The sequence below is a fragment of the Mesorhizobium sp. M1169 genome (genome assembly GCF_040318345.1).
In the GTDB taxonomy this organism is placed as follows: Bacteria; Pseudomonadota; Alphaproteobacteria; order Rhizobiales; family Rhizobiaceae; genus Mesorhizobium.
Map to the genome: position 1 here is coordinate 42,132 of NZ_JAMYME010000008.1, position 18,299 is coordinate 60,430.

20 protein-coding genes are annotated in these 18,299 nt (G+C 63.5%); 11 read left to right on the plus strand and 9 right to left on the minus strand.

Annotated features, from left to right (window positions below; all coding sequences use genetic code 11):
• Positions 1-131: 131 nt before the first annotated feature.
• Positions 132-1,064, plus strand: a complete 933-nt coding sequence (gene rarD, locus NKH41_RS10720) for an EamA family transporter RarD (protein WP_352471070.1) — start codon at positions 132-134, stop codon at positions 1,062-1,064.
• 55 nt (positions 1,065-1,119) lie between these two features.
• Here rarD and NKH41_RS10725 read toward each other — a convergent pair whose 3' ends face one another.
• The gene (locus NKH41_RS10725; protein ID WP_352448978.1) at positions 1,120-1,410 is read right to left on the minus strand and encodes a muconolactone Delta-isomerase family protein; all 291 of its coding nucleotides are present in this window, start codon (positions 1,408-1,410) and stop codon (positions 1,120-1,122) included.
• Positions 1,411-1,510: 100 nt separating this feature from the next.
• On the opposite strand from NKH41_RS10725, the gene NKH41_RS10730 reads away from it, so the two are divergent.
• Positions 1,511-2,416 (plus strand): LysR substrate-binding domain-containing protein, encoded by a 906-nt coding sequence (locus NKH41_RS10730; protein WP_352771624.1) that lies wholly within the window; start codon positions 1,511-1,513, stop codon positions 2,414-2,416.
• Between the two features lie 94 nt (positions 2,417-2,510).
• Here the strand turns inward: NKH41_RS10730 and NKH41_RS10735 are convergent, their stop codons facing one another.
• Complete coding sequence (locus tag NKH41_RS10735; protein ID WP_352471073.1) at positions 2,511-3,122, minus strand: LOG family protein; 612 nt, start codon at positions 3,120-3,122, stop codon at positions 2,511-2,513.
• 114 nt (positions 3,123-3,236) lie between these two features.
• Here NKH41_RS10735 and NKH41_RS10740 point away from each other — a divergent pair, with 114 nt between their 5' ends.
• From NKH41_RS10740 to NKH41_RS10755, 4 genes are all read left to right on the plus strand, one after another.
• Positions 3,237-4,742 (plus strand): LysM peptidoglycan-binding domain-containing protein, encoded by a 1,506-nt coding sequence (locus NKH41_RS10740; RefSeq protein WP_352932589.1) that lies wholly within the window; start codon positions 3,237-3,239, stop codon positions 4,740-4,742.
• A 60-nt stretch (positions 4,743-4,802) separates the two neighbouring features.
• Entirely contained in the window at positions 4,803-5,174 is a 372-nt protein-coding gene (locus tag NKH41_RS10745) for an ArsR/SmtB family transcription factor (RefSeq protein WP_352684584.1), read from the plus strand.
• Positions 5,175-5,193: 19 nt separating this feature from the next.
• Complete coding sequence (locus NKH41_RS10750) at positions 5,194-7,080, plus strand: ABCB family ABC transporter ATP-binding protein/permease (protein ID WP_023677732.1); 1,887 nt, start codon at positions 5,194-5,196, stop codon at positions 7,078-7,080.
• Between the two features lie 89 nt (positions 7,081-7,169).
• Positions 7,170-7,517: an antibiotic biosynthesis monooxygenase gene (locus NKH41_RS10755; RefSeq protein ID WP_352471114.1), complete on the plus strand. Its 348-nt coding sequence runs from the start codon at positions 7,170-7,172 to the stop codon at positions 7,515-7,517.
• A 5-nt stretch (positions 7,518-7,522) separates the two neighbouring features.
• On the opposite strand, the gene NKH41_RS10760 is transcribed toward NKH41_RS10755, so the two are convergent.
• A complete protein-coding gene (locus NKH41_RS10760) occupies positions 7,523-8,389 on the minus strand; it encodes an SMP-30/gluconolactonase/LRE family protein (protein WP_352540792.1) in 867 nt (288 codons plus the stop codon).
• A 263-nt stretch (positions 8,390-8,652) separates the two neighbouring features.
• On the opposite strand from NKH41_RS10760, the gene NKH41_RS10765 reads away from it, so the two are divergent.
• The 3 genes from NKH41_RS10765 (at position 8,653) to NKH41_RS10775 (ending at position 10,657) form a co-directional block, all read left to right on the plus strand.
• Positions 8,653-9,351 (plus strand): phosphatidylserine decarboxylase, encoded by a 699-nt coding sequence (locus tag NKH41_RS10765; RefSeq protein ID WP_352471078.1) that lies wholly within the window; start codon positions 8,653-8,655, stop codon positions 9,349-9,351.
• Between the two features lie 3 nt (positions 9,352-9,354).
• Entirely contained in the window at positions 9,355-10,170 is an 816-nt protein-coding gene (locus tag NKH41_RS10770) for a CDP-alcohol phosphatidyltransferase family protein (RefSeq protein ID WP_023677728.1), read from the plus strand.
• 223 nt (positions 10,171-10,393) lie between these two features.
• Positions 10,394-10,657, plus strand: coding sequence for a hypothetical protein (locus NKH41_RS10775; protein WP_352471079.1), 264 nt, complete (start codon positions 10,394-10,396; stop codon positions 10,655-10,657).
• Between the two features lie 121 nt (positions 10,658-10,778).
• On the opposite strand, the gene NKH41_RS10780 is transcribed toward NKH41_RS10775, so the two are convergent.
• Both NKH41_RS10780 and NKH41_RS10785 read right to left on the minus strand, forming a co-directional pair.
• Positions 10,779-13,001, minus strand: coding sequence for an AMP-binding protein (locus tag NKH41_RS10780; RefSeq protein WP_352771626.1), 2,223 nt, complete (start codon positions 12,999-13,001; stop codon positions 10,779-10,781).
• Between the two features lie 131 nt (positions 13,002-13,132).
• Positions 13,133-13,540 carry a tautomerase family protein gene (locus NKH41_RS10785; RefSeq protein ID WP_023677725.1) on the minus strand — a complete coding sequence of 136 codons (408 nt, stop codon included), beginning with the start codon at positions 13,538-13,540 and terminating at the stop codon, positions 13,133-13,135.
• A gap of 114 nt (positions 13,541-13,654) precedes the next feature.
• On the opposite strand from NKH41_RS10785, the gene NKH41_RS10790 reads away from it, so the two are divergent.
• Positions 13,655-14,509, plus strand: coding sequence for a LysR substrate-binding domain-containing protein (locus tag NKH41_RS10790; RefSeq protein WP_352771628.1), 855 nt, complete (start codon positions 13,655-13,657; stop codon positions 14,507-14,509).
• A gap of 196 nt (positions 14,510-14,705) precedes the next feature.
• Here the strand turns inward: NKH41_RS10790 and NKH41_RS10795 are convergent, their stop codons facing one another.
• On the minus strand, positions 14,706-15,614 hold the full coding sequence (locus NKH41_RS10795; RefSeq protein ID WP_502895725.1) for a DMT family transporter: 909 nt from the start codon (positions 15,612-15,614) through the stop codon (positions 14,706-14,708).
• A 322-nt stretch (positions 15,615-15,936) separates the two neighbouring features.
• On the opposite strand from NKH41_RS10795, the gene NKH41_RS10800 reads away from it, so the two are divergent.
• The gene (locus NKH41_RS10800) at positions 15,937-16,443 is read left to right on the plus strand and encodes an OsmC family protein (protein ID WP_352501843.1); all 507 of its coding nucleotides are present in this window, start codon (positions 15,937-15,939) and stop codon (positions 16,441-16,443) included.
• Between the two features lie 34 nt (positions 16,444-16,477).
• Here the strand turns inward: NKH41_RS10800 and NKH41_RS10805 are convergent, their stop codons facing one another.
• The 3 genes from NKH41_RS10805 to NKH41_RS10815 all read right to left on the minus strand — a co-directional run bounded on the left by NKH41_RS10805 (position 16,478) and on the right by NKH41_RS10815 (position 18,280).
• Positions 16,478-16,699, minus strand: coding sequence for a hypothetical protein (locus NKH41_RS10805; RefSeq protein WP_254820234.1), 222 nt, complete (start codon positions 16,697-16,699; stop codon positions 16,478-16,480).
• Between the two features lie 130 nt (positions 16,700-16,829).
• Positions 16,830-17,459 carry a hypothetical protein gene (locus NKH41_RS10810; RefSeq protein ID WP_352540796.1) on the minus strand — a complete coding sequence of 210 codons (630 nt, stop codon included), beginning with the start codon at positions 17,457-17,459 and terminating at the stop codon, positions 16,830-16,832.
• 80 nt (positions 17,460-17,539) lie between these two features.
• Positions 17,540-18,280, minus strand: a complete 741-nt coding sequence (locus tag NKH41_RS10815; protein WP_352471083.1) for an SDR family NAD(P)-dependent oxidoreductase — start codon at positions 18,278-18,280, stop codon at positions 17,540-17,542.
• Positions 18,281-18,299: the final 19 nt, after the last annotated feature.

The following is an 18,299-nucleotide window of genomic DNA, read 5'->3' on the forward strand; positions in this document are numbered from 1 at the left end:
TGCAATCACTCTCGCAGACAGCGGCAATTGTTCGACGTTTAGCGGTCGTGTTGAACCATCAGCAAGACTCCATTGATCCATCAGCAATTTGCGATGGTTTTGGGCAAGCCGCTGGCGCATAGCCTTGGGCCATGGCTACCCAAGCACTTCAAATCGATGCCGATACCAAAGCTCGTCGCGGCTTCCTGCTGGCGCTCGGCGCCTACCTGCTTTGGGGGCTGCTGCCCTTCTACATGAAGGCTGTCGCGCATCTGCCGCTGGCCGAAGTTATCGCCCACCGCATCGTCTGGTCGGTGCCGATCGCGGCCGCTGTCCTGGTCTGGGCCGGTCGCACTGCCGATTTCAAAGCGGCAGTTCGTTCGCCGCGCATCATTTCGATGGCGGTGCTGACGGCGGCGCTGATCTCGGTCAACTGGGGCATCTATGTCTGGGCGATCGCGGTCGACCGCACCATCGAGACCGCGCTCGGCTACTACATCAACCCGCTGGTCAGCGTCGTTGTCGGCGCGCTGCTCCTCGGCGAGCGGCTCGACCGCCTGCAGATCGCGGCGGTGGTGCTGGCGGCAATCGCGGTCGCGGTGCTGACCATCGACGCCGGCAAACTGCCCTGGGTGTCGCTGGTGCTGGCCTTTTCCTTTGCCGCCTATGGCTTCTTCCGCAAGACGCTGCCAATCGGCCCGAGCCAGGGCTTCCTGCTTGAAGTGCTGCTGCTGTCGGTGCCGGCACTCGGCTACATCATCTTCCTGATCGCCACAGGACAGGATCATTTCGTCTCCAGCTCGCTGAACGACACCGCCTTGCTGATCGGCTGCGGTCCGGTCACCGCCGTGCCTCTGCTGTTGTTTGCGTTCGGCGCCAGGCTGCTGCGCCTCTCCACCATCGGCATCATGCAATATATCGCGCCGACGATCGTCTTTTTGATCGCGGTGCTGATTTTCGGCGAACCCTTCGGCAGTGTTCAGGCCATAGCCTTCGGGCTGATCTGGGCGGCACTGGCGATGTACTCCTGGTCGATGTTTTCTTCGGCGCGCAAGACCGTTTCCGCATCAGCTCGCGCCGCGTAACGAAGAAAGGCGGCTGGCCGGTCTTAATGCCGGCAGCCGCGTCTTTCACGAGCGCTCAGCGCTTCGGCCCGAAGCCGGGATATGGCTGCAGCGGCACGACGGCGGCAATATCCATCATGCCGGCCTTGACCAGCGGCAAAGTTGCAAGATGGTGGCGCACGTCGGCATCGCTGCCGGCTTCGAACATCATGCCGCTGCCGGGAATGTCGCCCCGATTCCACACCTGACGCACGGCGCCTTCGGCATAGAGCGTGCGGCGCTGCTCGGCCTCGCCAGGCAGCAGCGGCGCGAAATCGGCGTCGGTGAACTTTTCGGTGTTGCGCGCTAGAAGGGCAAAGAACTGCATCGGAATCTCCTGATGTTGGCCGTTGGAATGGCGGAAATATTCGCTTCTGCTGGCCAGACAGTCCAAGACTGATTAGGCTAAATTTGAGACCTCACGGGACTTGAGCATCGAAGCAACAATGTTCGACCTGCGCCAGCTTCGCTATTTCATCACGGTGGCCGAAACCGGCAACGTCGGGCGTGCCGCCGAATTGCTGCACATCTCGCAGTCGCCGCTCAGCCGTCAGATCATTCAGCTGGAGGAGCAGCTGGGCGTCGCACTTTTCGAGAGGGCGAGGCGGCGTGTTCATCTCAATGCCGAGGGCCGCGCTTTTCTTGCCGAGGCGCGTGCGCTGCTGGCTCATGCAAGACGGCTGGAGGAGCTCGGCCGCAATCTCGCCAGCGGTACGGTCGGCCGTCTCGCCATCGGTTATGTGGAAGGTGCGGTCCATGCCGGGCTTGTCGCTCGGATGCTGCGCCAGTTTCGCCGCGACCGGCCCGAATTTCATCTTCAACTGAAGGGTCAGCGTTCCGCCGCCCAGATCGAAGCGCTGCGCGAACGATCGCTCGATCTGGGCCTCGTCTACACGCCTCCTCCTGCCGACGATCCCGACATCGCCGCCATGCTCATTATGCGCGAGCCGCTGGTTCTGGCGATGCCGGAAGGCGATCCATTGGCAGAAATCGCGGAGATACTGCCGCAGCAACTGGACGGACGCACCTGGATCACGGTGGTGCGCCAGCCTGACGACACCAACCGCAGCCAATTTCTCGCCGCCTGCGCGAAGGCGGGCTTCCTGCCCGACATTGCCTATGAGACGACCGATCCGTTGACGTCGTTGGGCCTGGTCAGCGCCGGGCTTGGGCTGGCGACGGTGCAGGCCAGCCTGCGGAGTGCCGCGCCGCCTCAGACGGTGTTTCGCGATCTGCCGTGGTTTGAACGCACCGTCTCGATCCATCTCGCCTGGCGGCGTCAGGACAAGCGTGCGGTCATCGGAGACTTGAGGAAGGCAGTAGGCAAGGAGTGAATAGTGAATAGTGAATGGACAGGCGCCGGTTTGGAAAGTCTTCTACTTCACCATTCACCATTCACCATTCACCATTCACCATTCACCATTCACTCTACATCTTATCAATCACCGACTGCACACCCTCCGTCGGTGCATCGACGGAGGATCCCGCCACCATGATAGCGGCGACGATTGCTTCCGGATCCTCGACCACCAGCGGCTTGACCCGTTGCGCCGTGTGGATGAAGCCCTCCGTTGCCATGTGGTCGAGCAACGCCAGCATCGGATCCCAGAACCCTCCGACGTTGCCGAAGACGATCGGCTTGCGGTGATGGCCGAGCTGCGCCCAAGTCATGATCTCGACGATCTCCTCGACCGTGCCGATGCCGCCGGGCAACGCCACAAAGGCGTCGGATTTCTCAAACATCCTGTGCTTGCGCTCGTGCATGTTGTCGGTGATGACGAGCTCGTCGAGCCGGTTAAGCGCGGTTTCGGTCGCCTCCCGGTTGATCAGAAAGCGTGGAATTATGCCGGTTACCTTGCCACCGGCCTTTAATGCCCCTTCAGCGACGGCACCCATGATCCCTTTAGTGCCGCCGCCATAAATCAGACGCAGGCCGGACTTGCCGATCGAGCGGCCAAGCAGGTGTCCGGCCTTGATATAGGTCTCATCTCGGCCCGGGGACGAGCCGCAATAGACGCAGACAGATCGAATCGTGTTCATGTTATGATTGGTGATAGGGACTATAGGCATGGTCAAGCCCCGGGGCGGGCTTTTTCTTGTCGGCTTTGGCAAAACAGGCTAGACCGAAATTAGGTGGCTAAGGGGCAGGGAAACATGGCAATTAATCCATTGAAGGCGTTTTTGTTCGCGGCTGGCGGCTCTGTCGCAGCAGCGGGAACCGCCTATGTATCGGGCGCACTCGACCCGTATCTCAATTCTACCCGGCCTGCGGAGGTCGCGGCGCTGACGCCGCCGGCTTCGAAACCGGCCGCTCCGGCGACCGAGGACCGGCTGCCGCCTGCGTCTGCCGCGTCCACCGATGCGGCAGCGCCCGCCGCGCCGGCCACAGCAGGTGCAATCGTGCCGACCTTCGACATCGTGCGCGTCGAAAGCAACGGCTCGATCGTCGTCGCCGGCAATGCGGCGCCCAACGCCAAGGTCGAGATTCTCAACGGTTCGGCTGTGCTCGGCTCGACGGTCGCCGGTCCCGACGGCGCCTTTGCCATTATTCTCGACGATCCGCTGAAGCCCGGCGACTACACGATCACGCTGCGCTCGACGGCTGGCAATGTCGTGACCGCCTCGGCGCAGACCGCGGTCGTTTCGATCCCCCAGAATTCCACCGGCCAGGTGCTGGCAATGGTCGAGGAGCCGGGCAAGCCGTCCGAACTGCTCACTGTTCCGGCCCCTCAGGCGAAATCTGACGCCTCGCCGCCTGTCGGCGAACAGGCGGCCGTTCAGCCACCCGCCACGGGCACCGAATTGCCGGTTGCCGCAGCGCCGGCGCCAGCCGCCCCGGCGGCTGATGTTCCAGCAGCGTCTGCTCCTGCCGCGCCGGCCGCTGTTGAAGCCGCGCCGGCTCCGGCAGCGCCCGCCACACCGGCAGCGCCCGCTACTTCCGCGGCGGAGCGGAAGATCGTCGTCGAAGCTGTCGAAATCGACGGCAACAAGATTTTCGTTGCCGGCGTCGCCGATCCCGGCCGCAAGGTGCGTGCGTATGCCAACGATATCCTGCTCGGTGACGCGAAGACCTCGCCCGACCGCCACTTCCTGGTCGAAGCGACACGCGACATCCCGGTCGGCACCTACACCATCCACGTCGATGCGCTCGATGCCGACGGCGTGACGGTGGTTGCCCGTGCGGCTGTGCCGTTCGAGCGCGAGCCTGGTGAGGCGGTTGCGGCCGTGGCGCCGGCCGAGCAGAAGCCCGCCGGGATCAAACCAGCCGAGCCGAATGCTCCGGCGACCGAAGGCGCACCGGCAACGGTCACCGAAACGCCCGCAACTGCCCCCACTCCTGCAACCGAGGCCCCGGCCGAAACGGCTGTCGCAACGCCTCCGGGCGAAACGCCCGAGACCGTGGCGCCAAAGCTCGAACATGCCGATGGCGCAGTCATCATCCGCCGCCATGACACGCTGTGGCGGATTTCGCGGCGGGTCTATGGCCAGGGCATGCGCTACTCGACCATCTATCTCGCCAACCAGGACCAGATCAGCAATCCGAACCGAATCTGGCCGGGGCAGGTGTTCAAGGTGCCGGAGAAATCGAAGGAAGGCGAGCCCGCCGATCTCAAGGCAATGGGCGACCAGATGACGACGGCGCCAGTCAAGGCCGAATAGCCGTTCTGCCCATCAGGATAGCTTGCGGCAGGGCCAGTCATCGTTTATCGCCGATGGACGATGACCGAATCCCCCCTCGTAACGGACCGAAGCCGCGCGGCAGATGAACGCCCGCCGGCCAACTGGCCGGCCAACTGCATGCCGGATAGCCGCGCCGTCGCTGTCCGGCTCGCGGCCCTTTCGCATCCAGCGCGGATCGAAATTCTCAAACACCTTTCCGCAACCCGTTCCTGCTGCTGTCGCGAGGTCGTCGAACATCTCGACCTGGCGCAGTCCACCGTTTCCCAGCATTTGAAGATCCTGGTCGAGGCCGGGCTGATCCGCTTCGAGCCTGACCGCCAGCGCTCCCGCTATGAGCTCGACCGCGCCGCGCTCGCCGATGTTTCGGCATCGCTGGCCGCGCTGGTCGATTCCTGCTGCTCCGGCCGCTAAAATCATAAGGTAAACAAGAATGGCCGAGAAAACCGTTTCCGCAGATTCCGGCTCGACCTTCAGAACGTTGCGCAATCTCTGGCCCTATATGTGGCCGGCCGACCGCGCGGACCTGAGGGCCCGGGTGGTATGGGCCACCGTACTGCTGGTTGTCGCCAAGCTGACCCTGGTGGCCGGACCCTATTTCTTCAAATGGGCGACCGACGCACTGGCCGGCGATAGCAAATCGCCGCCGCCGCTGCCGGCCCTGCTGCTGGCGCCGGTCATGCTGGTCGTCGCCTACAATGCCGTACGGCTGGTGCAGCTCGGCTTCAACCAGTTACGCGATGCCCTGTTTGCACGGGTCGGCCAGCACGCGGTGCGCCGGCTCGCCTTCCGCACCTTCGTGCACATGCACGAACTGTCGCTGCGCTTCCACCTCGAACGGCGCACCGGCGGACTGTCGCGCGTAATCGAGCGCGGCACCAAGGGCATCGAGACGATCGTCCGCTTCACCATGCTGGCGACGGCGCCGACAATCGTCGAATTCGCGCTCACCGCCGGCATCTTCGCCGTCACCTATGGCTGGCTATACGTCTTGGTGATCGCGGTCACGGTCTGGCTCTATGTCTGGTTCACCGTCAGGGCGAGCGATTGGCGTATTTCGATCCGCCGTGAGATGAACGAAAGCGACAATGAAGCCAGCACGAAGGCGATCGACTCGCTGCTCAACTACGAAACAGTCAAATATTTCAATAACGAAGCCATGGAGGCCGAGCGGTTCGACCGGTCCACGGCGCGCTACGAGTTGGCGGCGACCAGGACCTGGACCTCGCTTGGCTGGCTGAACTTCGGCCAAGGTGTGATCTTCGGCATCGGCATGACCGTCGTCATGGTGATGTCGGCGCTCGAGGTGAAGGCGGGCACACAGAGCGTCGGCGATTTCGTCTTCGTCAACGCCATGCTCATGCAGCTTTCGGTGCCGCTGAATTTCATCGGCATGATCTACCGCGAAATTCGCCAGGGCCTGACCGACATCGAAAACATGTTCGATCTGCTCGACGTCAAGCGTGAGATCGTCGATCGGCCGGGCGCCAAGCCGCTGGTCGTCGATGCCGGCAGGGTCGAGTTCCGCGACGTACATTTTTCCTACGACCCCAACCGCAAGATCCTGAAGGGCATCAGCTTCGAGGTGCCAGCTGGCAAGACGGTGGCCATCGTCGGCCCCTCCGGAGCCGGCAAGTCGACCATTTCGCGGCTCTTGTTTCGCTTCTACGACATCCAGCGCGGCAAGATTCTGATCGACGGCCAGGACATTCGCGACGTGACGCAGGAGAGCTTGCGCGCTGCCATCGGCATGGTGCCGCAGGACACGGTGCTGTTTAACGACACCATCGCCTACAACATCCGCTACGGCCGCGTCGGCGCGAGCGAGGAGGATGTGCGCAAGGCGGCAGAATTGGCCCAGATCGGACCGTTCATCGAGCGGCTGCCCGACGGCTATCGCTCAATGGTCGGCGAGCGCGGATTAAAACTGTCCGGCGGCGAGAAGCAGCGGGTGGCGATTGCCCGCACCATTTTGAAGGCACCGCCGATCCTGATGCTCGACGAGGCGACCTCGGCACTGGACAGCCACACCGAGCAGGAGATCCAGGCGGCACTCGACCTGGTCAGCCAGGGCCGCACCACCCTCGTCATCGCCCATCGGCTGTCCACAGTGATTTCGGCCGACGAGATCATCGTCCTGCAGGATGGCCAGATCGCCGAGCGCGGCACCCATGTCGCCTTGATAGCCAAGCGCGGCCTTTATGCATCGATGTGGGACCGCCAGCGCGAGGCAAGCGAGGCCGAGGAGCGGCTGCGCATTGCCCGCGAAAGCGACGAGTTCGGCGTCGTCGTCCGCCGCCGCACCTCGGAGGTGAGCTGAAAATTCGTGCTTGACCTCAACTTAAGTTGAGATCGTAGGCCGTTTTGGATCGCAGCAAAATGCGTCGTTCAAAAACGGAGACAATCGATATGAATGGGATAAATCAGGCAGGTACTGGCGGCAGCGTATTCCGGGTGGACAAGTTTGTCGTTCCGGCCAACGCCCGCGAGGAGATTCTTGCCAAGGTCCGGATGACGCATGAATTGCTGCGCCAGCAGCAAGGGTTCGTCCAGGATTTCCTGCTCGAGCAATTCTCGGGGCCGGGCGAGTTCAACCTCGTGACCATTGTCGAATGGGAAGGGCAGGCCGCCGTCGACAAGGTCGTGCCGATCATCAAGGCTGCGCATGAGCGCAGCGGCTTCAATCCTCAGGAGACCATTTCGCGACTTGGCGTCAAGGCCGATATTGCCAACTATCAGCGGATTCCCGGGATGTAAGCTCTCTACGGCCAGCCGGCGCCCGGCGCAGTAGCGTCGACGCTGAGCACTTGGCCGGTACGGGCATCGCTGATCATATGTTCGAACCCGCGCCATTCGGCGGCGACGATGAACAGCGTTTTTCCCTCGCTGCCGCCGAGCATGCAGGCAAAGCAGCCGCGGTCGACATCGACGCTTTCGAGCATCGCGCCGCCCTCGCGCACCCGCACGCAATGCCGGTTCGGAACGTCGGCATACCAGGCCGCACCTTCGGCATCGAGGCAGATGCCGTCGGGAAAACCGTTGCCGAGATTGGCCCAGATCCTGCGGTTGGAAAGGCCACCATCGGCAGCGATGTCGAAGGCGGTCAGCCGGTTGGCGTGGGACTCGGCAACGACCAGCGTCTTGTTGTCGGGCGTCACCGCCATGCCATTGGCGAACGCGAGGTTCTCAGCCACCTGCTGAACCGAGCCATCCGGTGCAACTTGCACGATGGTGCCGGGACCGAAATGCTGGCCGAGGGCCGGAGCAGGCCCACCGCCATTGACGTATATGTTGCCGCGCCCATCGACCACCATCTCGTTCCAGGGGCTCTTTGATAGTTGTCTCAGATCGGCATGGGTGACCAATGTCCCGTCTGCCTCCTGCCTGAGGATCAGCCCTTCGCGGCCGGACACGACAAGCAGGCGCCCGTCCGGCAGCCAGTCAATGGAATAGGGCAGGGTGGCCGGCACGGTGAGCACGATCTCGCTGTTGCCTAGGGCGTCAACGGCGATGATCTGGCCCGTGCCCCAGTTGCAGAGCCACAGCCGGCCGTCGTGCCAGCGCGGTGACTCGCCGAAGGCCAAGCCGTTCATCACCACTTGCACTTGCCTAGCTGCTGATTTCTGCATGGGCCGAGAACCTCCGGGTTTGCGCAAATCGTCATGGCCGAAAGGCCGATGAGAGGCGCCGTCTTGCCAAGGACGGGCGAGAGTGCTGCGTTCCGACAATCGCAATGAACATTTCCGGTTGATCACTTCGGCAGTCCGGATGCTGCTAACGGCATCCTGAAACGGCGGTGACCGCCACCCCCGAGCGCTCTCATTGTCGCGTTGCGACCGCGGGGTGTTTCCGCTATTGAGGCCGGACTTGGAACCAAGGTTGCCCTCATCCCATGAGCCTCGTTGACACGATCAAGAATGCGTTCGTTCCGATCCACCGCGAGGGTTATCCCTTTATCGCTGCGTTCGGCACGGCGACGCTCTTTCTTGGCTATTTCTCCTCGACCCTGTTCTGGATCGGTCTCATCCTGACGGCCTGGTGCGCCTATTTCTTCCGCGATCCCGAGCGCGTCACGCCGATCGACGACCGGCTGGTTGTCAGCCCGGCCGACGGCATCGTCTCGGCGGTTGGCCCGGCCGTGCCGCCGCGCGAGCTTGGCCTCGGCGGCGGCGAAATGACCCGCATCTCGGTATTCATGAACGTCTTTTCCTGCCACGTTAACCGCTCGCCGGTGCGTGGCCGCATTTCCAGGATCGAGCATCGACCAGGAAAATTCCTCAACGCCGAGCTCGACAAGGCAAGCACCGAGAACGAGCGCAACGGGCTGGTCATCGAAAGCCCCAATGGAACGGTCGCCGCGGTGCAGATTGCCGGCCTGGTGGCGCGGCGCATCGTCTGCTGGGCCGAGCCCGGCGGCGCCATCGGGACCGGCCAGCGCTTCGGGCTGATCCGCTTTGGCTCGCGCGTCGATGTATTCCTGCCCTCGACCGCGACGCCGCGTGTCGCCGTCGGCCAGACCGCGGTTGGCGGTGAGACGGTGCTGGCGGAATTCGGCGGCGTTGCCGCAACGCCGCTCGTGCGGGTCTCCTGACCGGTGGCGCCGCCGTTCAAGAAATTCGAGGCGCATGGCGGCGGTGGCCCGCGCATTCGCGAAATCCCGATGCGCATGGTGCTGCCCAATCTGGTCACGGTGCTTGCCATCTGCGCCGGCCTGTCCGGTATTCGCTTCGGCTTCGAGGGCCGCTTCGAGCCAGCGGTGGTGATGGTGCTGCTCGCCGCCTTCCTCGATGGTATCGACGGCCGTCTAGCGCGAATGCTGAAGGCGACTTCCAAATTCGGCGCCCAGATGGATTCGCTGGCCGATATCGTCAATTTCGGCGTGGCACCGGCGCTGGTGCTCTATGCCTTTCTGCTCGACAGGGCAGGTTCGCCGGGCTGGATCGCCGCGCTGCTGTTCACCATCGCCTGTGGGATGAGGCTTGCCCGTTTCAACGTGCTCGACGAAGAGCTCGACCGTCCGCAGTGGCAAACCGAATATTTCGTCGGCGTGCCGGCGCCGGCGGGTGCGGTGCTTGTAATGCTGCCGCTCTATCTGTTCTTCCTCAGGCTTGGGCTTGAACCCAGCCGCCTGGCAGCCTTCATTGCCACCGGCTTTACAATATTGGTGGCGTTCCTGCTGGTCAGCAGACTGCCCGTCTATTCCGGCAAGAGCGTCAGGATACCGGGCGACAGGGTGCTGCCGATCATCCTCGCAGTCGTCCTCTACGTCCTGCTTTTGATGACCTATCCCTGGTATACGCTGACGGCCTCGGTTGCCGGCTATCTGGTCTTCTTGCCGTTCAGCGTGCGGGCCTATTCGAGACGCGCCAAGCGCGAAGGCGAGAAGGTGCCGTCCTCGGATATTGGCTGACGGATTTGGTGCCAGTTCGCGTTGCGCCTGGCAGTGCATGATTCCAAAAAGGCTCGCAGAGCACGCGGCGCTGTGGAACGCACCTCAAAAACCCGTTTTCGGAACTTGCTGGGCGGCTAGACCGTTTGTGTTGGTAGGTCCGCCTGAGCGGCTGCTCGTGATACGTCGTCAACGTAGCGCAAGCTGCCGCATCGGGCGCAGAACCATCGGAAAACGAGGAGAAATGGCTGTCATCCTCATCGGCGCGTTACTGACTGTCGCCGGCCTCGTGTATATGGCGATTGCGGCCATCATGCGCGGGCGGCTTAGTGAGCCGGCCGCTGTCTCCACCGCGCCGGACAGTCCGACGCCCAATCTCGCAACACCAGGTCCGACTCTGGAGCCGCGACGACGCGGGCTCCGTTTTCTCGGCCTGTCGCAGAACTGGCCGGGCCTGCTGATGATGGCCGTCGGCGTCATTCTGCTGTTGTCGGTGGTAGTCCTCTAGTGCATTCGCGCAAAAGTGTGCAGCGGTTTTGCGATGACGACATGCATAAAAACAAGAATCTAAAGCGCGTCGCACAAGGCCGGTCGAACGCGACGCGCTTTAGAGTTTTCGACAGCAAGCCTCAGGCGGCTGCGCTCAGTCCCAGCCTCTCGAGCGCCAGCTTTCTAGTCGAGACATAGTCGGTCTTACCGGAGCCCAGTACCGGGATCTCCTCGACCTTGACGATGTCGTTCGGCACCATCAGTTCGGCCGCCCCGGCTTTTTTGCCGAATTCTCGCAATTCGTCGGGATCGGCATTGTCGGCCGTGGTGACCAGAACGAGGCGCTCGCCGCGCCGCTTGTCCGGCACTGCCACCACGGCGTGATGCTCTTCCGGCCACAGCGACTGCACCAGCATCTCGACCGCGCCAAGCGATACCATCTCGCCGGCTATCTTGGCGAAGCGCTTGGCGCGGCCGCGAATGGTGATGAAGCCTTCGCGATCGACCGAAACGATATCGCCGGTGTCGTGCCAGCCTTCGAGCGGCTGCAACTCGCCCGGCCGGTCGCCGGTCATGTAGCCCATCATCAGGTTCGGCCCGTCGAGCCACAGCCGGCCGGCGTCGCTGATGCCTTCGACCGGTTCGAGTTTCATGCGCATGGCCGGCAGCAGCCGCCCGACCGTTCCGTCGCGGCCGTGGATGGCGGTGTTGACGGCAACCACTGGTGCGGCCTCGGTCAAGCCAAAACCTTCGATGATCTCGGCCTGGAAGCGCTCGCGGTAAACCCGGCGCGTCTCCGGCTTCACCGCCTCGGCACCAGCCACGACGAAGCGCAGGCTGGAAAAATCGCCGTCCTTGGCGGTGCGGGCATAGTTGGCGAGGAACGTGTCCGTGCCGAACATCACCGTCGGCCGGACCTTGCGCGCGACCTCCGGAATAAGTTTGTAGTGGAGCGGTGACGGGTAGAGGAACAGCTTTACTCCGGTGACCAGCGGCAGGATGGTGCCGCCGGTCAGCCCGAACGAGTGGAACACCGGCAGCACGTTGAGCAGGATATCGGCCGGCGAGATGGTGATGCGAGCTTCCGCCTGCATCGCATTGGCAAGAAGGTTCCGGTGCGACAGCACCACGGCCTTGGGCGTGCCTTCCGAGCCGGAGGTGAACAGGATCACCGCCGGCTTGGCTGCATCCTGGCGCTGCAACGGCCAGCGCCACAGCAAGCCGGCTGCGGCCTTGTCCAGCACGGTCACGCTTGCGCGGACATCCTCCAGCCACAGCAGTTTCGCCCCGCCCTTTTCCACCGCCTCGACGATGTCGGCGAGGTTGGCCCTTTCGACAAAGGCGCGTGAGGAGACCACGGTTCGGATCATCGCCGTGCGGACGGCGGCGGTGACGCTGGCCGGGCCGGCGGTATAGTTGATCATTGCTGCCACCCGCGCAGCCGACAAAAGTCCGACGAACGACAGCACGACGCCATTGGCGTTGGGCAGGAGCAGCCCAACCGCTTCGCCCGGCGCTGTTATTGCCTCGAACCGTCGGCCCAAAACCCTGGCGCCGATGAACACTTTCCGGTAGCTCAGGGCACCGCCAATGACGTCCTCGATTATTGGGTGCGAAGCGCCAACACGGTCGGCCGCATCGCGCATGGCGAGGAACAGCCCTCGGTCGAGATCACTGCCGAAAAGCCTGGCCTCGGCGAAGCGATCAAACAGCGCATTGGTGTTGGAGGCCTGATCTGGGTTCCGCGCCACCAGCTCGGCGATAGTCATCGGCTCCAGCGCGCTGATCGACAGCTGCGGAAACCAATGGCGCGGCGCCTTGTCCGCCGGCGTCAGCGAGGCCGGCAGGCTGCGTGCGCCGGCAACGAAGACCGGCACGATACGGGCGTCGGCCTGCATGGCGATACGAGTGATGGCGCGAAACAACCGAAACGACTTGACGTCTGGCTCGACCGCATCCGGCAGGTAAACGGCGAGCCGGCCCTTGCCCTTCAGCACCCGCACCAATCTGCGGCTGACGAAGACATGCTCGGCGTTGAAGGCGATGGTGCGGCCGAGCTCGCGCCACGGCTCCAGCCACGGCGATCTGGCCGAAGCCTGGTCGAGGATGTGCAGCGTGTCCTCCGGCAGCAGCGACAGCATCAGCGCCGGCTCGATGCGTGACTGATGCCAGATGACATAGATAACCGGGGCCACCGACCTGCGCGCAATCTTGATGCGCTCGTCGCTGATCCGGTAGGCGAGCTTGAACAGCACGTAGAGCAGCGCCTGGCTCAAACGCAGGCCGAGGCGGAACTTCTCCACCACGCCGATCAGCAGCCAGGCCGCGACAAGACCCGCAAGCAGCGCCAGTGTCAGGATCATCGCCGCATCTCCCAACGATCTCACGTCACGGCTCTTCAGTGGCCGCTTCGGGTGAGAACCTAGCCGAAGTTGGATCAACGTCAATGCGGCTCCATTTTTCCTTCTTGATTCGGCTCGGCTGCTTATCGCAGCTACGCCGCTTTCATCCTTCCGCTGATGAAGCGGAATTCCTGCGTCTTGCCGCCAAAGCCATAGGCGGCCGCAGGCACTTCATGCACGAGGGCGTAGCTTTCCTCATGCACCTTACCCAGCAGCCGGCCGAATGCCGCGAAAATTGCCTGCAGATACGCCTCCAGTTCGAGCTTGGTGTTGGTACCGTCGACAACCTTGATGTCGAGCCAGGCCGTGTTGGTGCCATGCTCGGCCAGCGACTTGCCGCCGGCGAACCAGTGCTCGGGGTCGTGATAGGAAATGGCAACAGCTGTGATCGTCGCGTCCTTGCGCAGATGCGTGGCCGTCAGTTCGGTCACTTCCTTGGCAATGGCGGCGGACAAAGCGGCATCGGGCTTGCCGGTAACGCTGACATTGATGATCGGCATATTTCTTCTCCTCGGTTTCAAGCGGCGCCTCTTCGCCGTCGAAAAAATCATGCCATCGTCCTTTGATCAAAAAAATCGAATTGTTTTTGATAAATACTTTGATAGCATCGAATTATGCAGTTGTTCGATCCCGACCTCCTCAAGACTTTCCTCGCTTTCGTCGATGGCGGTTCCCTGGCGCGGGCCGCGTCGATCGTCGGTCGCTCGCCGTCCGCAGTGACCGCGCAGATGCAGCGGCTGGAGGATGTTGTCGGCGAACCGCTGCTGGTGCCGCAGGGGCGAGGGCGCGGCCTGACGCCGGCAGGCGAGGATCTGATCGTTCACGCGCGTCGCATCCTTGCCGCGCACCGCGAGGCGTGGCTGGCCCTCAAAGGCGCGCACGCCGACGGGCGCGTCGCCATCGGCACCACGCAGGATTTCGCCGACAGCGGCTTGCCGCAGCTTCTCAGGGCTTTTGCTGTCAGCCATCCGCGCGTCAGGATCGAACTGCGCGTCGGCCGTTCCGCCGAACTGGCGCAGGCTTTGCAGGCCGGCACCCTTGATCTGGCCATTGCCATGCGGCAGGTGCCGACACGGGACGAAGTCGGTGTGCTCAAGGAACCAATGATCTGGCTTTGCTCACAGAACGGGCTGGCCACCCGCCACGACGAACTGCCCTTGGCGTTGCTCGATCCCCATTGCGGGTTTCGCGAAGCGGCGACCAGTGCACTCGATGCGGCCGGCCGTCGCTACCGCATTGCTGCCGGCAGTGCCAGCCTTGCCGGCCTGCGCACGGCGGTGCACGCCGGCATCGCCTTGACGTTGCGGACGGCGCGCTTCGCTCATTCCGGCATCGTCGAGGCGCCGCGCGATCTTGATCTGCCGCCGGTGCCGGTCGCCGAATTCGCCGTCCGCTTGCGTGAGGATGCCGACCGGCCGGCGCAGGATCTGGCCGCGTTGTTCAGCGGCAACCTGGCCTTGGCCAATTGAGCCAGCAAAGAAAAAGCCGACCTTGCGGTCGGCTTCTGAGTAGGACGGGCCGAGGGGTTTGGGGGGACTTGGGGTGGCCCGTCGCAGCCATAATGCCTGAGCCCTATGATGGTTCCATGACTTTTCAAATTAATTTTCAGGACCGGATTTCTCGTGATCGGACCACCAACTCGCGCTCGGACGCGGCGAGGATTGGTCATGCATCCGCTGCGCGCTGCCTGGCCATCAGCCAGTCGCGGCCGGCGTGAGCGAACACCGCGCAAAGCACGATGGCGCCACCGACCATGCTGGCTGCCGGCGGGATCTCCGCCAGGAACAGGAAGGCAAACAGGATCGCGAATGGCACTTCAGCTGAACCCAGCAATCCGGACTCGGCCGCAGGAATAAGCCGGGTGCCCTCCGTCCACAGGATCGAAGCCAACGCGAACGAGGCGCCGAAGGTGGCTAGAAGCACAGCGTCCCTGGCCGAGACAGCCAGCGGATCGGCGACGAACCAGCCGAGCACGAACAAAAGGAATGCCGACACCGCACCCGCCCACACCACCGGCGTGTCGCGGAAGGCGCGCACCATGATCATGTAGAGCGCGCTGCCGATCGTCATCAGCAGCGCCAGCCCGTCGCCGAACAAATGGCCGGTGCCGAAGCCGGACCAGACCATGATTGCCACACCGCATAGTGACACAGCGGCGGCGGCAACCGTCTGCAGCCGGAACGGCTCGCGGACCAACAGGAGGGCCAGCAGCGCGGTGACGAACGGGGCCGTGGCATAGATGATCGCGACATTGGCGACAAAGGTGAACTTGAACGCCGAGATAAAGGCGATGCTTGCGAGCGCGCCCTCGATCGCCAGCAGCCAGCCTCGCCAGCCGAGTCGCAAGCTGTCGCGACCGCCGGAGCGCTGGCGGCGCCATAGGACATAGAGGCTGATCAGGATCGAGCCGACGAAGCCGCGCCAGCAGGTAATGGTCAGCGGGTCGGCATGGATCGATTTGGTCAGCACGCCGGTGAGGCCGAAGACGGCCGCCGATGCCGAGACCAGTATGATGCCGAGGGTACGCTCGCGGGCGCTTTCCACTGTGCATGGCATGTCCAGCGATCCCGTCATCTCACCAGCCTACGCTGCCCCTTCCTGACACCATAGTGTCAGCTTGAGGCGTCCTGCATCGAAAACAGCAGGTAGGCAGCCCCGCTGAACAGGATTCCGGCAAGAACCCGTTCGCGGGTTTTCACAATGGCGATATCGGCCATATGTCCGGCGGCCTTACGAATGTGTTGCGAGAGACGGTGTGATGGCGTTGGATGCTCCCCGTATCGTCAGGCTATACCGGCGAAACCCTGCCAAGCGCTACGCCAGCGCGGACTTGCGTTTGGGGCAGGCGGCATAGCCGTAAAGCAGCGAAGCCAGGGCAATTATGGGAGACGACAAAATGGATGCGATCGCATTGAAGGCCGTGCAGGCGCCGCTGAAGGAGGCCTATCGCGACAACGCCTCGCGCGCGCTGATTACTCTCCGCGCCAAAGGCTCGATCGACGACCAATCGATCGCCTGCAAGGTCGAGACAGGCAGGGCGATCGCCATTGCGGGGCTGCATCCGGCGACCGGCGGCACCGGGCTCGAACTCTGCTCCGGCGACATGCTGCTGGAGGCACTGGTGGCTTGCGCAGGCGTCACGCTGAAGGCGGTAGCGACGGCGCTGGAATTCAAGCTTGGGGCCGCCACGGTGGAAGCCGAAGGCGACCTGGACTTTCGCGGCACGCTTGGCGTGGCAAAGGATGCGCCGGTTGGCTTCCGCGCCATCCGGCTGACATTTGGCCTCGACACCGACGAGCCGCAGGAGCGCATCGATGCGCTGCTCAAGCTGACCGAGCGCTACTGCGTCGTGTTCCAGACCATCAGCCAGAAGCCGGAGCTGACGGTAAGCGCGCGACGCTGACGATCTCCCCCTCAAGGGGGGAGATCACGCTGTCCTACTGCGCCGACGGCTCCTCGGCGTCGCCCTCGTCGGCGAAGGGCGAGGCGCTCGGCACGCACTGCACCGACCAGCCGGCCGGCGTCGGTTGCTTCTGGTATTCGGTTATGGCGAAGGCGCACTGTTCGCGGGTGTCGAATGTGCTGGGCAGCACGACCATGCCGCCTTGCGGGCCGGCGATCACCAGATACCAGACTAACGCTACGCTCGGTGCCGCCATGAGTATTTCCTCGCTCTGCTTGTTTTGGGAGTCGCACGATCCTAGCAACTCCGGCCCAGCGGCGAAAGCTGGGCCAAAGCGCGGCGTTAAGCCACGGCATCACAGCCACGTGATGTCGGTTCGTTTTGGTTCAGTTCACCGCAAAACAATAGAACAGGCCGTCGCCGCCGGTGCCCTTCAGCGCCTCCTGGCTGCAGCCACCGCGTGACGCATGCGAGGAATTCCACGATTTGGCGGCTGCCGAGCCATCGAGGCCGGTACGATCGTGATGACCCATCATCGCCACACCTTCTGCTCCGCTCAGCGTCCAGTCGCCGCAGGTCTGGTCGGCTATTTTCGTGCCATCCGGCTTGGAGCCGGTCAACACGTCGTGCCGGTTGGGCGTGTCGCCGCGGCCGTTGACCATTTGGCCCTTTTCGTCGAGTGCCGTCTGTTTGGTGATGGCGTTGGCATCGCTATGCAGGGAAGCGACATCATCGGCGATCTTGACGCCCTTGGCGTTGAACCACGGGCCTTTGCCGATACGGTCGCGTGCATCGGTATCGCTGGTCGAGAGATAGGCGCGCCATGTCTTGCCGGTAACGCCCGCGGCTTCGGCCAGTGAACTACAATGGGCGTCGGCGCCGGCGAGACCGCCGAGATCGGCGCCTTTGCCGGAGCCGACGCTGGTGACGAAAAAGCTCATCGTTGCCTCCTGCGACGACGCGGCGCCGATCACTGCAAGCAGCGCGGTGGCAGTCAAGAGAAGCAGTCTCCGCATTTGGTCCTCCGTTTCTCGAATTGTGGCACCCGAACAACGTTGGTGCCGGCGCAATTCTTCCGGCAAAATGCGATGTGTGGCTACTTCGGCTGCCGGTAGGCGACAAAGCGATTGTGCTTGGCCTGGAAGATCAGCCCGGTCTCCTTGAGCGTAGGGCTGGCCAGCGGCACGATTCGCTTGGCGATCTCCGAAGGGTGCGGCAGTGTTTCAGGATCCTCGCCGGGTACGGCCTGCGCCCGCATCGCGGTGCGCGTTGCCCCGGGATCGGCGGCATTGACCCTGAGCGGCAGGTTTTCGGTCTCATGCGCCCATGAACGCGTCATGGCCTCGACCGCTGCCTTCGACGCCGCATAAGGCGCCCAGAAGGCGCGTGCGGAGTGGGCAAGGCTGGAGCTCAGCACGATGGCACGGCCGGCATCGGAAAGCCTGAGCAGCGGGTCGACCGAGCGGATCAGCCGCCATGTTGCTGTGACGTTGATGGTCATCACCTTCTCGAAGGTCTTGGCCTCGACATGGCCGATCGGGGCGATGACGCCGAGCACGGCGGCGTTTGCGACCAGTATGTCGAGCTTGCCCCAGCGCTCGTGGATGGCGCCGCCCAGCCGGTCGATCCCCGCCATGTCGGCAAGATCGAGCGGTACCAGCGTCGCCTGTCCGCCACCTGCCTTGATCTGGTCGTCGAGTTCTTCCAACCCGCCGACGGTGCGGGCAACCGCAATCACATGCGCACCGGCGGCGGCAAGCTCCCTGGCGATGAAATAGCCGATGCCGCGCGAGGCGCCGGTGACGACCGCAACGCGGCCGGAGAGGTCAAGGCTCATACGATGGATTCCGACAGGC